Below are 12455 nucleotides of genomic sequence, written 5' to 3'. Positions count from 1 at the left end.
AGGAATAAACATGCAATTACATAATTTAAAAGATGAAACACAACAGGTGTCGTTTGTTGAAGCGGTAAAAACGGGTTTAGGGCGTAATCAAGGTGTATTCTTCCCTAATAGCCTTACACCAATTCAAGACATTGATAAGTTACTTGATTTAGACTTTGTGAGCCGTAGCAGTAAGATTTTATCGCACCTGATTGGTGACGAGCTTCCTGCCGATACCGTTGCACAGATGGTGCAAAATGCGTTTAACTTTGATGTGAAATTAGTTGAAGTAGAAAAAGATATTTATTGCCTTGAATTATTTCATGGCCCAACGCTTGCGTTTAAAGACTTTGGTGGCCGTTTTATGGCTGAGTGTCTAGCGCAATTTAATCAGGGTGAAAAAGTCACGATTTTAACGGCTACATCAGGCGATACAGGGGCTGCAGTTGCCCATGCATTTTATAATAAGCCAAATATCGATGTCGTGATCTTATACCCGAAAGGTAAAATTTCATTAGCGCAGCAAAAGCTATTCACAACGTTAGGCAACAACATTCATTGCTATGCGGTTGATGGTAGCTTTGATGATTGTCAAAGCATGGTAAAACAGGCGTTTTTAGATGATGAAGTGAAACAAAAGCTTGGTCTGAATTCAGCAAATTCAATTAATATCAGCCGTTTAGTTGCACAGGTTTGCTATTACTTTGAAGCGATTGCTCAATTACCAAAAGAGCAGCGTAGTAAAGCGCATATCTCAGTTCCAAGTGGTAACTTTGGTAATGTGTGTGCCGCGATGATCGGTGCTGTGCTTGGTATGCCAGTAGCGAAATTAAGCGCTACAACTAACCAAAACGACACGGTGCCACGTTTCTTACAAAATAAAGAGTGGGCACCGAATGATACGCTTGAGTCACTATCGAACGCGATGGATGTAAGTAAACCGAATAACTGGCCGCGTGTTCAGTTTATGTTGGATAACGAATGGTTTAGTTATAATGACTTTTATTCAAGCTGTGTTGGTGAAGAAGAAACAAAAGAAGTGATGAAAAAAATTCATCAAACAGGTTACATCGCAGAGCCTCATACTGCAATTGCTTATCAGGGCTTGAAAGAAAATCTAGCTGATGGCAGTGCAGGTATCTTTTTAGCGACTGCACACCCAGCTAAATTCAAAGACAGCGTAGAGCAAATTTTAGACATCGAATTGCCTATGCCGAAACCACTAGCAGATGCATTAGCAAAACAGTGTTTAGCTGAAGATATTAAGTTTGATTATCAATTGCTTCGAACTGAGCTGTTAAATAAATTAGCTTAGTGCTTAATAAAGGTATAAAGAGCGGCTAAGCCGCTCTTTTTAATGCAGTCTTTTAATGAAGCCTTTAATGAAGTAACGAGTGACTATGTCGGTTTAAAACCCGCATGATAAGAATGACCACGGCCGAAATACATAGCAAAATGCTGATCACCGAGACGAGCTCATTTTGCGTCCATTGCATCAAGGTGAAAGCCGAAATAAAAATGATAAAAGGTTTAAATTCATAGTAATAGCGACGTTTTTTTTGTTTAACACGCTGGCTTGAATGATCGGTTCTTCTGGCTTCTGAACGCATCCGCCAAATATTAGCACCTAATAAAAATAAGATTACACCGATGAGAGTTGGCACATAATTATTTGCCAATGCGATACAGCTTATGCCAAGAAAAAAATATCCGTAGGGGACTAATTCGTATATTGGTTTAGCTAACATGTACTTATACCATCCTTGATATTGACTAGTCCTATAAGCTTAGTTTGTCCCTATAAAAACGCAATTTAATCGGGCGGTTTTTCGTTGAAATAACATTTTAAATATCTATGAAATATTTTAAATCTATAAATTTTTATTATGTATCAATAAAAAAATATCATTATTAAAACACTGTGAAATAAATTCAATCCCTGTTTAAATATGTTCATCTTTACAAGATAGGCAAAAGTGCGTTTTAAGCGTACAATACAGCCTTCAAAAAACACCATACACGTTGCCTTAGGAGACCCCATGTTAGAACGTAGCATGAATATTTCGGATTTCGATCCAGAGTTATTTGCAGCCATCACTAAAGAGACGGCTCGTCAAGAAGAGCATATCGAACTGATCGCGTCTGAAAACTATTGTAGCCCACGCGTACTTGAAGCGCAGGGTTCTCAGCTTACCAACAAATACGCTGAAGGTTACCCAGGCAAACGTTACTATGGCGGTTGTGAGCATGTTGATGTTGTTGAGCAATTAGCAATTGACCGTGCAAACGAATTATTCGGCACAGATTACGCTAACGTTCAACCGCATGCGGGCTCACAAGCAAACGCAGCTGTTTTCCAAGCACTTCTTCAGCCGCACGATACAGTACTAGGTATGAGCTTAGCTCATGGTGGTCACTTAACTCACGGTTCACACGTTAACTTTTCTGGTAAAACGTACAATGCAATTCAATACGGCCTAAACGACGAAACAGGTGAAATTGATTATGCTCAAGTTGAAGCGCTTGCATTAGAGCACAAGCCAAAAATGATCATCGCTGGTTTCTCTGCATACTCAGGCGTTGTTGACTGGGCTAAATTCCGTGAAATCGCTGATAAAGTTGGCGCATACTTATTCGTAGATATGGCTCACGTTGCTGGTCTTATCGCAGCGGGTGTATACCCAAGTCCAATCCCTCACGCACACGTTGTTACAACAACAACTCACAAAACATTAGCGGGTCCTCGTGGCGGTCTAATCGTTTCTGCATGTGGTGATGAAGAGATCTACAAAAAACTAAACAGCGCTGTATTCCCTGGCGGTCAAGGTGGTCCTTTATGCCACATCATCGCTGCTAAAGCGGTTGCTTTCAAAGAAGCTTTACAACCAGAATTCAAAGCGTACCAAGCACAAGTTGTTAAGAACGCTCAAGCTATGGTTGAAGTACTGCAAGAGCGTGGCTACAAAGTTGTTTCTGGTAAAACAGACAACCACTTATTCCTTCTAGACCTAATCGATAAAGATATCACAGGTAAAGATGCTGACGCTGCTCTGGGTAACGCTAACATCACTGTAAATAAAAACTCAGTACCAAACGACCCACGTTCACCGTTCGTAACGTCTGGTCTTCGTATTGGTTCTCCGGCTATTACTCGCCGTGGTTTCAAAGAAGCTGAGTCAAAAGAGCTTGCTGGCTGGATCTGTGACGTACTAGACAACATCAACGATGAGTCAGTACAAGCAGAAGTAAAAGAGAAAGTTAAAGCTATCTGTAAAAAATTACCAGTTTACGCTTAATTACTGGTTAAACCGTAATTAAGATAACAATAGCGTTGTTTTTTGCTATCATAAAGGCCGCTTACTAAGCGGCCTTTTTGTTTTTTATAAACGGAACTAGAACCCTATGCATTGCCCTTTTTGCACCGCAAAAGATACTAAAGTAATTGATTCTCGACTTGTTGGCGGTGGTCACCAAGTGAGACGTCGACGTGAATGTAACGAATGCCATGAGCGCTTTACCACCTTTGAAGGCGCTGAACTTGTGATGCCAAGAGTCATCAAGCAAGACGGTAGCCGCGAACCATTTAACGAAGACAAGTTACTGAATGGCTTGCATCGCGCTTTAGAGAAACGCCCAGTGAGCACTGAGCAGGTCGACGAAGTCGTTAACATCATTAAATCTCAACTTCGTGCTACCGGTGAGCGTGAAATCTCTAGCCATTTAATTGGCGAATGCATCATGGAGTCGTTGAAAAAACTCGACAAAGTAGCCTATGTGCGCTTTGCATCGGTTTATCGTTCATTTGAAGACATTCGCGAGTTTGGAGAAGAAATCGCTCGTTTAGGTGATTAATCATGTCGTTTACAGAACTTGATACTGTTTACATGGCGCGTGCCATTGAGCTTGCTAAACACGGCCGTTTTACTACCACGCCAAACCCGAATGTTGGCTGTGTACTGGTTAAAGATGACGAAATAGTCGGCGAAGGGTTTCATCAAATCGCAGGGCAGGGCCATGCTGAAGTGAATGCGTTGGCTGTAGCTGGCGATAAAGCAAAGGGCGCCACTGCCTATGTCACTTTAGAGCCTTGTAGTCATTATGGACGCACTCCGCCTTGTGCCGAAGGTTTAAAAGCTGCGGGTGTAAGCAAGGTGATTGCTGCTATGGTTGACCCAAACCCTGCGGTAAGTGGTCGCGGCCTGCAGATATTAGCTGACGCTGGTATTAGTGTGGCATCTGGCTTACTTGAGCAACAAGCGCGCAACTTAAACAAAGGCTTTTTAAAGCGTATGGAAACTGGGTTGCCATATGTAACCTGTAAAATGGCGTGTAGTTTAGATGGTAAAACTGCGCTAAATAACGGTCAAAGTAAATGGATAACAGGCCCTCAAGCGCGCCAAGATGTGCAAGCATTTCGTGCGCAAAGCTGCGGTATCTTAACCGGTGCAGACACCGTTATTACTGATAATGCAAAACTCAATGTCCGTGTTGATGAGTTGCCATTTACCATGCCAACCTCGCTGCCTTTGCGCCAACCAACCCGAATCATTATTGACTCACAAAACAGGTTAACGCCTGAGCTTGCGTTATTCAGCATCGAGAGCCCGGTAATAATTTTTACCACTTCGCTTGATAATCACACCAAGTGGCCTCACTTTGTTAAACACGAAGTGGTGCCAGCAGTTAACAATAAAGTTGATTTATCGGCGGTTTTAAAGCGTCTTGCTGAACTACAATTTAATCATATTTGGCTCGAAGCGGGGGCAACCCTTGCTGGGGTGTTTGCCGAGCAAGATTTAATTGACGAATATATTGTTTATATTGCCCCTAAGTTAGTAGGTGATATGGGCAAAAGCTTACTAAACTTTGCAGAAGTCACCATGATGAGTGATATCACTGAACTGACCTTTACTGACACAGTGATGATTGGCGACGATATTCGCTTAACAGCGACAAAAGCAAAGCAAGCCTCAAAAATTGAAAATAAAGAGTAGCACTATGTTTACTGGAATTATTGAAGCAACAGGTAAAATTGTTGAACTAACACAAAAGCAAGGCGATCTAGCTATTCGTATTCAAAGCGCTAATTTGGATATGGAAGACGTCAAGCTCGGTGACAGTATTGCCACCAATGGTGTGTGTTTAACGGTTGTCGCTAAACATAGCGATGGTTTTAGTGCTGACTTATCAAACGAAACAATTAGCTTAACTGGGTTTGCACATTATAAAAAAGGGCAAACAGTTAACCTCGAAAAAGCTATGCAACCGGTTTCTCGCCTAGGTGGGCACTTAGTGTCAGGCCATGTTGATGGTATTGCGACTGTCGAAAGTATTAGTCCTAATGCTCGTGCAACTGAGTATTGGTTAAGTACTGACAATGATTTAATGAAGTACATTCCGTACAAAGGCTCGGTGTGTATTGATGGCATTAGCCTAACCGTCAACGAGGTTGAGCAAAATCGCTTTAAGCTGACGATTGTTCCACATACTGCTGAGCAAACAACGATTGCAGAATTTCAGGTGGGTACTCAGGTGAACTTAGAAGTTGACCAGATTGCTCGCTATTTAGAGCGCCTAATTAAAGGGGCTGAACAACCTTCCCGTTCAGACATATCAATGAGCTTGCTCGCACAAGCTGGCTTTATTAAGTAAGCAAAGATACGTCACTATTAATCATACTCTCATGGGCACATTATGAATTTACACAGCGCGCAAGAAATTATCGATGACATTAAAGCCGGTAAAATGGTTATTTTAATGGACGATGAAGACCGAGAAAATGAAGGCGATTTAATTATCGCGGCAGAACATATCAGTGCTGATGCCATCAACTTTATGGCAACACACGGCCGTGGTTTAATTTGTTTAACAATGACACAAGAGCGTTGTCAGCAGTTAGAATTACCACTGATGGTTAAAAATAACGGTGCAGCTTTTTCAACTAACTTCACTATGTCGATTGAAGCGGCGAAAGGCGTAACTACAGGTATTTCAGCAGCCGACCGCGCACGTACCGTACAAGCCGCAATCGCTAAAGGTGCCGTACCGAGCGATATCGTACAGCCAGGGCATATTTTCCCAATTATGGCGCAGCCTGGTGGCGTGTTAACACGTGCTGGTCATACTGAAGCGGGTTGTGATTTAGCACGTTTAGCAGGTCTTGAACCTTCATCTGTGATTGTTGAAATTCTAAATGCAGATGGCACTATGGCCCGTCGCCCAGATCTTGAAGTATTTGCTAAAGAGCATGACTTAAAGATTGGCACTATTGCAGATTTAATCGAATACCGAAACCTAAACGAAACCACCATTGAGCGTGTTGCTAAATGTAAACTACCAACGGATCATGGTGAGTTTGATTTAGTGACCTACAAAGACACCATTGATGGTCAGCTTCACTATGTTTTACAAAAAGGTGAAGTATCGAAAGATGAGCCAACGTTAGTACGAGTTCACTTACAAAGCACCTTTAACGATATTCTATTATCAGATAGAAGTGCTGATCGTAGCTGGGGCTTATCAGATGCTATGGCTTATATCGCTGAGCATAACGGCGTGCTGGTTATTTTAGGTAAACAAGAATCAACTGAAGATTTAGAAGCAACCGTTAAAGCCTTTGCCGCTGAAGATGCGGGCGAAAATGTCAGTCATCGTAAATTCCAAGGTACCTCGCGTACTGTGGGTGTTGGTTCGCAAATTTTGGCTGATTTAGGTATTGAAAAGATGCGCTTAATGAGCCGTCCTAAGAAGTACCACGCGCTATCTGGTTTCCACTTAGAAGTGGTTGACTATGTTGAGCCTCGCTCTTAATTTGGGAAAATAGATTTACTAGGCTACTTTTATATTTTTGTGGTATTATGCGCCGTAATTTTTGCGCAATCGCAACCGCTTAAACTTATTTTTTAGGGTTATTAAATGAAAATTATTGAAGGTAACAAATACGCACCGGGCAAAAAATTTGCCATTGTCATTTCTCGCTTTAATGACTTTATTGGTAGCAGCCTATTAGCAGGTGCTGTTGATGAGCTTAAGCGCACAGGTGGTGTTTCTGAAGACGACATTACTGTTGTTTACGTACCAGGTGCCGTTGAATTACCTTTAGCAGCGAAACGCGTTGCAGCAAAGAAAGAACACGATGCAATCATCGCTCTAGGTGTCGTGATCAGAGGTGGTACGCCACACTTTGATTTAGTCGCTGGCGAATCAAACAAAGGTCTTGCACAAGTATCTCTTGAGTACGATATCCCGGTTGCATTTGGCGTATTAACCACTGAAAGCATTGAGCAAGCAATTGAGCGCGCAGGTACCAAAATGGGTAATAAAGGCGGCGAAGCTGCTTTAGGTGCGCTTGAAATGGTTAATGTGTTAGACAAAATTTAAGTTTAAGGAATCTCTGTGAAACCAGCAGCAAGACGTAAAGCACGTATCTTAGCACTTCAAGCCGTATACTCTTGGCAGTTAAGCGGCAACCCAATTGCTGATATTGAACAGCAAATGTTAATTGAAAATGATGTGACTAAGATCGACGTCGAATATTTCAAAGACCTAGCACGCGGTGTTGTTGTTAACTGTAAGCAATTAGATGAAATCGTTGCACCACATTTAGCACGCCCAGCTGATGAGTTAGACATGGTCGAAAAAGCAATTTTACGTCTGTCTGGCTATGAGCTGAAATTCCGTGAAGACGTACCTTACAAAGTGGCAATCAATGAAGGCATTGAGCTTGCTAAGATGTTTGGTGCTGAAGACAGCCATAAGTTTGTCAACGGTGTACTTGATAAAGCAGTGAAAGAACTGCGTAAGTAAGTAACCCCGTAAAGGAGAGCCGGCTTGGGCCGGCTTTTTTGTGTATGAAGGAATTTGAATTAATCAATCGTTACTTTAAGGGCCGTGGCATTATTCGCCGTGATGTGAACCTAGGTATTGGTGACGATTGTGCCTTAGTAACTGTGCCTGAAAACTGTCAATTGGCGGTAACAACAGATACTTTAGTTGCGGGCGTACACTTTTTTGATGACATCTCTGCGCGTGCTCTTGGGCATCGAGCTTTAGCTGTTAACTTAAGTGATCTTGCGGCAATGGGCGCTGAACCTACGTGGATTTCGGTAGGCCTAACTTTGCCTGAAGCAAATATAGAGTGGCTTGAAGAGTTCACTGAAGGCATGCATGAAATTGCTGAGTACTTCAATGTGCAAATCATTGGTGGTGATACCACTCAAGGTCCTTTAACTATTACGATTTGTGCTAAAGGCATCGTGCCTGAAGGCAAAGCACTGCGCCGTAGCGGTGCTAAAGTGGGCGATTGGATTTATGTAACAGGTCCATTAGGAGATGCTGGTGTAGCCATTGAAGCCCGTAAACAAGGCCTCGATATCGCCCCTGAACACTTAAGCTATTTAAATAATCGTTTTGATTATCCGACGCCACGTGTAGCAGCGGGGCAAGTTTTGCGAGGCGCAGCCTCTTCAGCAATTGATATCTCCGATGGCTTATTAGCTGATTTAGGCCATATTTTAGCGCTATCGCAAGTTAGTGCGGTGATCAATGTTGATAAAGTGCCTGTTTCTGATGCATTAAATTCGTCGATTCCACGTGCTGAGCAATTTGACTATATCTTAAATTACGGTGACGACTATGAGTTGCTGTTTACTGTGCCAGAAAGCAATAAAAGCATGGTTGATATGAAACTGCGCCAATATGGTGTAGAAGCAAGCTGTGTAGGTCAAATTAAAAGTGGCGAAGGTGAGATTGAGCTATTGATTGATGGCGAAAAGTTTAACTACCAAGGAAAAGGCTTTCAGCACTTTACAAAGGAGCCGGTTTGAGCAGTAACCGTTTATTCAATTTAAAACGCCCACACCAATTTTTTGGTCTGGGTTTTGGCTTAGGCCTTGCCCCTAAAGCGCCAGGCACCTTTGGTACCTTTGCTGCCTTGCCATTTATTTTCACCACAATGTATTTTCCGCTTTGGTTACAAATTGTATTTGCTGTCGTAATCAGCGTGTTTGGTATTTGGGCATGTGGTAAAACAGCAGATGACTTAGGGGTGCATGATCATCCAGCCATTGTTTGGGATGAAGTTGCTGGTTATTATATCACCATGATTGGTGCTGCACTGAGTTGGCAGTCACTGTTGGTTGGTTTTTTATTGTTCCGCTTTTTTGATATCGCTAAACCAGGTCCTATCAGAATTTTAGATAGACGTTTACACGGGGGCTTGGGCATCATGGCTGATGATATTTTAGCAGGTGTTTTTTCATTAATTTGTGTTCAAGCCTTGTTTAAAGCAGGCTATTTGCCTTTTTAAACGATGAGTTAAGTGTTACTTGGTGGCAAGTATATGATGCGATTTCTAGTTGTCTGTTTGTTGATGCTTTGCAGCATGCCTGCGTTTGCATCTATTACTGACTATGTCGTCAAACAGTGGAACATCCAAAATGGCTTGCCATCGCAATCATTAAAAAGTATTGCTCAAGATGAGCAAGGCTATATGTGGCTGGGTACTCAGTTTGGCTTAAGCCGCTTTGATGGTAATACGTTCACTAACTTCAATACGCAAAACAGCGACTTCCTGCCAAGTAATGGTATCAATAAATTACTAGTCGATAGCACAGGATTACTTTGGGTTGGTACCAAGAATGGTTTAGTAACACTTGATCCTAAAACCATGATGTCGCAAACCTTTAACGTTAAAGGTCCGGTGCGCGATATTCTTGAAGACTCCAAAGGCAGTATCTGGATTGCAGCCAACGGCCTTTATTATGTTGCTCGAAATCAAGTCACACTCAATCAAAACTCCGCGTTAATTGTACCTGTATCTAATGCCACTGCTATTACGCAAATTGTTGGTTCGGTGAGTCAAATGGCATTGTCGCCAGAAGGCATTTGGCTGGTCAATGAGCGCCATTTATTGCGTTTAACTAATACCTCTTCTGATTTTGCGAAATTACGATTAGAGCTGACTGCCAAGGTTTCATTACCTGAGCGTTTAGCACAAACCATTATTCATGATATGGCGTGGCTTGAAGGTAACTTGTATCTTGCCTCAGAGCTGGGTGCCTACTTTCTTGATTTAGATGACGAGCTGCGTCCATTCCCACTGCCAAATGCCAGTAACTCTGCCGTTTATAAGTTTATGAGCGACTCCGATGGCGCGCTATGGATTTCGACTTACGGCCGACTGTTATTCCGTAATAATTCAGGAGATTGGCAATGGGTTGAACCTAGCCAGCTCGATCAAAGCATTTGGTTTGCCGATATTTTCCGTGACAATCAAAATAACATTTGGCTAGCAAGCTTCAGTGAAGGCTTATGGCTTGCTCACGAAGGGCGTATTGAACGTCACTCAGCTATCTCAAATATGACCGAAGCGGTGATGGCGATTAGCCAAGCGCCTGATGGCAAATTATGGGTGGCTAACCGTAGCGGTGTTGGCTACTTCGACTACAACAAGAATTTTGTAAATCAAATTCCGAGTAATCAGTTTGGTCGAGCAGCAGTGCACGACTTACAATTTGATGGTGATCGTTTGTACATCGCAACAGGGCGCGGTGTGTTTTATTACGAAAACCAAAACCTGTATACGGTGCCTGGGCGAGCGCTGCGCGATAACCCAGTATTTGCAATTAGCCGTTCTAGCAAAGGTGGATTTTGGCTCGGTACTGGCCGCGGTATGTACCGCTTAAGTTATGGTGGTTTAACACCTTTTGCATACAATGCCTTCTTAAGCAGCAAATTTATTACTTATGTTCATGATGAGCAGAATTTTGGCTTAATAGGTACCAGTAAAGGAGCTTATTACTTTACCGACCGCGGGATTGAAAAAATTGGCGACCAAACTAGTTTAGAAAGTGCTTACGTCACCAGTATTTTGAATATCGAAGGAGTGGGAATATTAATTGGTTCACTTAACGATGGCTTATTTTATCGCAGTACCAAAGGGCAGTGGCGTCAGTTAGATGCCACCGATGGTCTACCGTATGGCTCTATTTTCAGTCTAGTTTACGACAAGCAATTAAAACGTATTTGGGTCAGTACTATGAAAGGCGTATACCGTATGCCTGTAGAGCAGTTTGGTACTGATATCGAAAGTTTAAAAGTAGAACAAGTGATCTCATCGTTTGACCGTCAACTTGACGGTAAAGCCAGTCAATGTTGTGCAGGCCTTGGCCATGATGCTGTAGCAGACACAGGCAACTCTATTTGGTACCCAAGTCTGCAAGGTGTGGTAGAAATACCAAAGAGCGTTGAGCTGTTTGGTGTACAAGCACTTAAGCCTCGCATTGAAAGCTTGATCACGCCGCTTCGTCATTTAAGTACCGCAACTTTAGGTAATAAGCCTGAGCTACAAATTGATGAACGCGATGTAACGTTAAAATATACCGCGATTGATTATTATGCCCCTTCAAGTATCGAGTTCCGTTACCGTTTAAGTGGCTTAGACAGTGACTGGCGTTATGCCAATACTCGTCGTGAGGCAATCTATACCAACTTACCGCCGGGGTCGTTTTTGTTCCAACTTGAAGCAAAGCGTCGTGGTGAAGATTGGCAAAAAGCACGTCGTACCGAGTACAGCTTTGTAGTGCCGCGTCGTTTTGATGAGACTATTTATTTTAGACTCTTGATCACCAGCAGCTTTATTTTACTGTTCTACCTCGTGTTTTGGGTATTTAGAGCGCAAGAGAAACGTAAGCAATTAGCCCTTGAAAGCTTAGTAACAGAACGTACCGTAGAGCTTCGAGAAGCTAACGATAAGCTTAACCAAGTGAACTCACAGCTTAAGCTAGTTAGTCACTCAGATGAGCTTACAGGCTTACGTAGCCGTCGCTTCTTGTTTGATCAGCTCCCTAAAGATATCGAACACTTCCAGCGTAACTCACAGTCATTGCAAGCGCAGGGTAAGTCGCTAGTGCTATTAATAATAAACTTTGATAACTTCAGCCGCATTAATGATGCGTATGGCCCACTTGCAGGCGATAGCTGTTTACAGCAAATGGCGACTTTGTTGAATAGCCGTACTCAAGGTTCTGACTATGTTGCGCGTTGGAGTGGTGACGAGTTTTTACTCTTACTACGTGATTTCAAACGCACAGCAATAGACAATTATGTGGCCGATTTATGTGAAGCAATTGCAGCAAACCCATTTAGATTACCGAATGGGCAGTCGACCACTATCACTGCGTCGATTGGTTGGTCTTTTTATCCGTTACCTTTACTGGGTGGCCAAGTTATTGGTTGGGAAACCTCAGTTAACCTTGCCGATATCGCACTGCATCAAGTTAAAAAGCGCGGTGGCGATGGTGTAGCAAATATTAGCTTTGACGAGCAATTAGATGCTTTTGAGTTCGAGCAAAGCAACAATGTTGATCAGCAGCTCAGCGCACTACAAGCTAATGGTTTAGCCGATATTAAAATTTGGATGCGTTAAATATAGTGTTGTTGACATGATGTTTCGGGGGGTGTTAATTTTTTGGTGA

Annotated in this window: 12 protein-coding genes; 11 read left to right on the top strand and 1 reads right to left on the bottom strand. The window is 42.5% G+C overall.

Going from position 1 to position 12455, the window contains the following annotated elements; all coding sequences use genetic code 11:
* Nucleotides 1-10: 10 nt before the first annotated feature.
* Complete coding sequence (gene thrC, locus IMPJCBKJ_RS00415; protein WP_166338136.1) at nucleotides 11-1294, top strand: threonine synthase; 1284 nt, start codon at nucleotides 11-13, stop codon at nucleotides 1292-1294.
* A gap of 64 nt (nucleotides 1295-1358) precedes the next feature.
* On the opposite strand, the gene IMPJCBKJ_RS00410 is transcribed toward thrC, so the two are convergent.
* Nucleotides 1359-1658 carry a hypothetical protein gene (locus tag IMPJCBKJ_RS00410; protein WP_166338134.1) on the bottom strand — a complete coding sequence of 100 codons (300 nt, stop codon included), beginning with the start codon at nucleotides 1656-1658 and terminating at the stop codon, nucleotides 1359-1361.
* 360 nt (nucleotides 1659-2018) lie between these two features.
* Between IMPJCBKJ_RS00410 and glyA the strand changes: the two genes are divergently transcribed.
* The 10 genes from glyA to IMPJCBKJ_RS00360 all read left to right on the top strand — a co-directional run bounded on the left by glyA (nucleotide 2019) and on the right by IMPJCBKJ_RS00360 (nucleotide 12406).
* Complete coding sequence (gene glyA, locus IMPJCBKJ_RS00405) at nucleotides 2019-3275, top strand: serine hydroxymethyltransferase (RefSeq protein WP_054552577.1); 1257 nt, start codon at nucleotides 2019-2021, stop codon at nucleotides 3273-3275.
* A gap of 106 nt (nucleotides 3276-3381) precedes the next feature.
* A complete protein-coding gene (gene nrdR, locus IMPJCBKJ_RS00400; RefSeq protein ID WP_054552576.1) occupies nucleotides 3382-3831 on the top strand; it encodes a transcriptional regulator NrdR in 450 nt (149 codons plus the stop codon).
* Nucleotides 3832-3833: 2 nt separating this feature from the next.
* Nucleotides 3834-4973, top strand: a complete 1140-nt coding sequence (gene ribD / locus IMPJCBKJ_RS00395) for a bifunctional diaminohydroxyphosphoribosylaminopyrimidine deaminase/5-amino-6-(5-phosphoribosylamino)uracil reductase RibD (protein WP_166338132.1) — start codon at nucleotides 3834-3836, stop codon at nucleotides 4971-4973.
* A gap of 4 nt (nucleotides 4974-4977) precedes the next feature.
* A complete protein-coding gene (locus IMPJCBKJ_RS00390) occupies nucleotides 4978-5631 on the top strand; it encodes a riboflavin synthase (RefSeq protein ID WP_054552574.1) in 654 nt (217 codons plus the stop codon).
* A gap of 42 nt (nucleotides 5632-5673) precedes the next feature.
* Complete coding sequence (ribBA, locus tag IMPJCBKJ_RS00385; RefSeq protein ID WP_138615817.1) at nucleotides 5674-6789, top strand: bifunctional 3,4-dihydroxy-2-butanone-4-phosphate synthase/GTP cyclohydrolase II; 1116 nt, start codon at nucleotides 5674-5676, stop codon at nucleotides 6787-6789.
* Between the two features lie 105 nt (nucleotides 6790-6894).
* Nucleotides 6895-7359, top strand: a complete 465-nt coding sequence (gene ribE / locus IMPJCBKJ_RS00380; protein WP_054562661.1) for a 6,7-dimethyl-8-ribityllumazine synthase — start codon at nucleotides 6895-6897, stop codon at nucleotides 7357-7359.
* A 15-nt stretch (nucleotides 7360-7374) separates the two neighbouring features.
* Nucleotides 7375-7785, top strand: a complete 411-nt coding sequence (gene nusB / locus IMPJCBKJ_RS00375; protein ID WP_054552571.1) for a transcription antitermination factor NusB — start codon at nucleotides 7375-7377, stop codon at nucleotides 7783-7785.
* 44 nt (nucleotides 7786-7829) lie between these two features.
* Entirely contained in the window at nucleotides 7830-8804 is a 975-nt protein-coding gene (thiL, locus tag IMPJCBKJ_RS00370) for a thiamine-phosphate kinase (protein ID WP_166338130.1), read from the top strand.
* Nucleotides 8801-9286 (top strand): phosphatidylglycerophosphatase A, encoded by a 486-nt coding sequence (locus tag IMPJCBKJ_RS00365; protein WP_054552569.1) that lies wholly within the window; start codon nucleotides 8801-8803, stop codon nucleotides 9284-9286. The genes thiL and IMPJCBKJ_RS00365 overlap by 4 nt, the downstream gene beginning before the upstream one ends.
* A gap of 33 nt (nucleotides 9287-9319) precedes the next feature.
* Entirely contained in the window at nucleotides 9320-12406 is a 3087-nt protein-coding gene (locus IMPJCBKJ_RS00360; RefSeq protein WP_166338128.1) for a ligand-binding sensor domain-containing diguanylate cyclase, read from the top strand.
* The last annotated feature ends 49 nt before the right edge of the window (nucleotides 12407-12455 follow it).

The sequence above is a fragment of the Pseudoalteromonas sp. MB47 genome (assembly GCF_011319765.1).
GTDB lineage: Bacteria > Pseudomonadota > Gammaproteobacteria > Enterobacterales > Alteromonadaceae > Pseudoalteromonas > Pseudoalteromonas simplex.
Note: the sequence above shows the minus strand (reverse complement) of the source record. Positions and strands in the feature narration are given on the sequence as shown.

Excerpts from the sequence above, each read along its gene's own strand:
- thrC (WP_166338136.1), top strand. The coding sequence starts at position 11 with ATGCAATTACATAATTTAAAAGATGAAACACAACAGGTGTCGTTTGTT.
- IMPJCBKJ_RS00390 (WP_054552574.1), top strand. The coding sequence starts at position 4,978 with ATGTTTACTGGAATTATTGAAGCAACAGGTAAAATTGTTGAACTAACA.
- nrdR (WP_054552576.1), top strand. The coding sequence starts at position 3,382 with ATGCATTGCCCTTTTTGCACCGCAAAAGATACTAAAGTAATTGATTCT.
- ribD (WP_166338132.1), top strand. The coding sequence starts at position 3,834 with ATGTCGTTTACAGAACTTGATACTGTTTACATGGCGCGTGCCATTGAG.
- glyA (WP_054552577.1), top strand. The coding sequence starts at position 2,019 with ATGTTAGAACGTAGCATGAATATTTCGGATTTCGATCCAGAGTTATTT.
- ribE (WP_054562661.1), top strand. The coding sequence starts at position 6,895 with ATGAAAATTATTGAAGGTAACAAATACGCACCGGGCAAAAAATTTGCC.
- thiL (WP_166338130.1), top strand. The coding sequence starts at position 7,830 with ATGAAGGAATTTGAATTAATCAATCGTTACTTTAAGGGCCGTGGCATT.
- ribBA (WP_138615817.1), top strand. The coding sequence starts at position 5,674 with ATGAATTTACACAGCGCGCAAGAAATTATCGATGACATTAAAGCCGGT.
- IMPJCBKJ_RS00360 (WP_166338128.1), top strand. The coding sequence starts at position 9,320 with ATGATGCGATTTCTAGTTGTCTGTTTGTTGATGCTTTGCAGCATGCCT.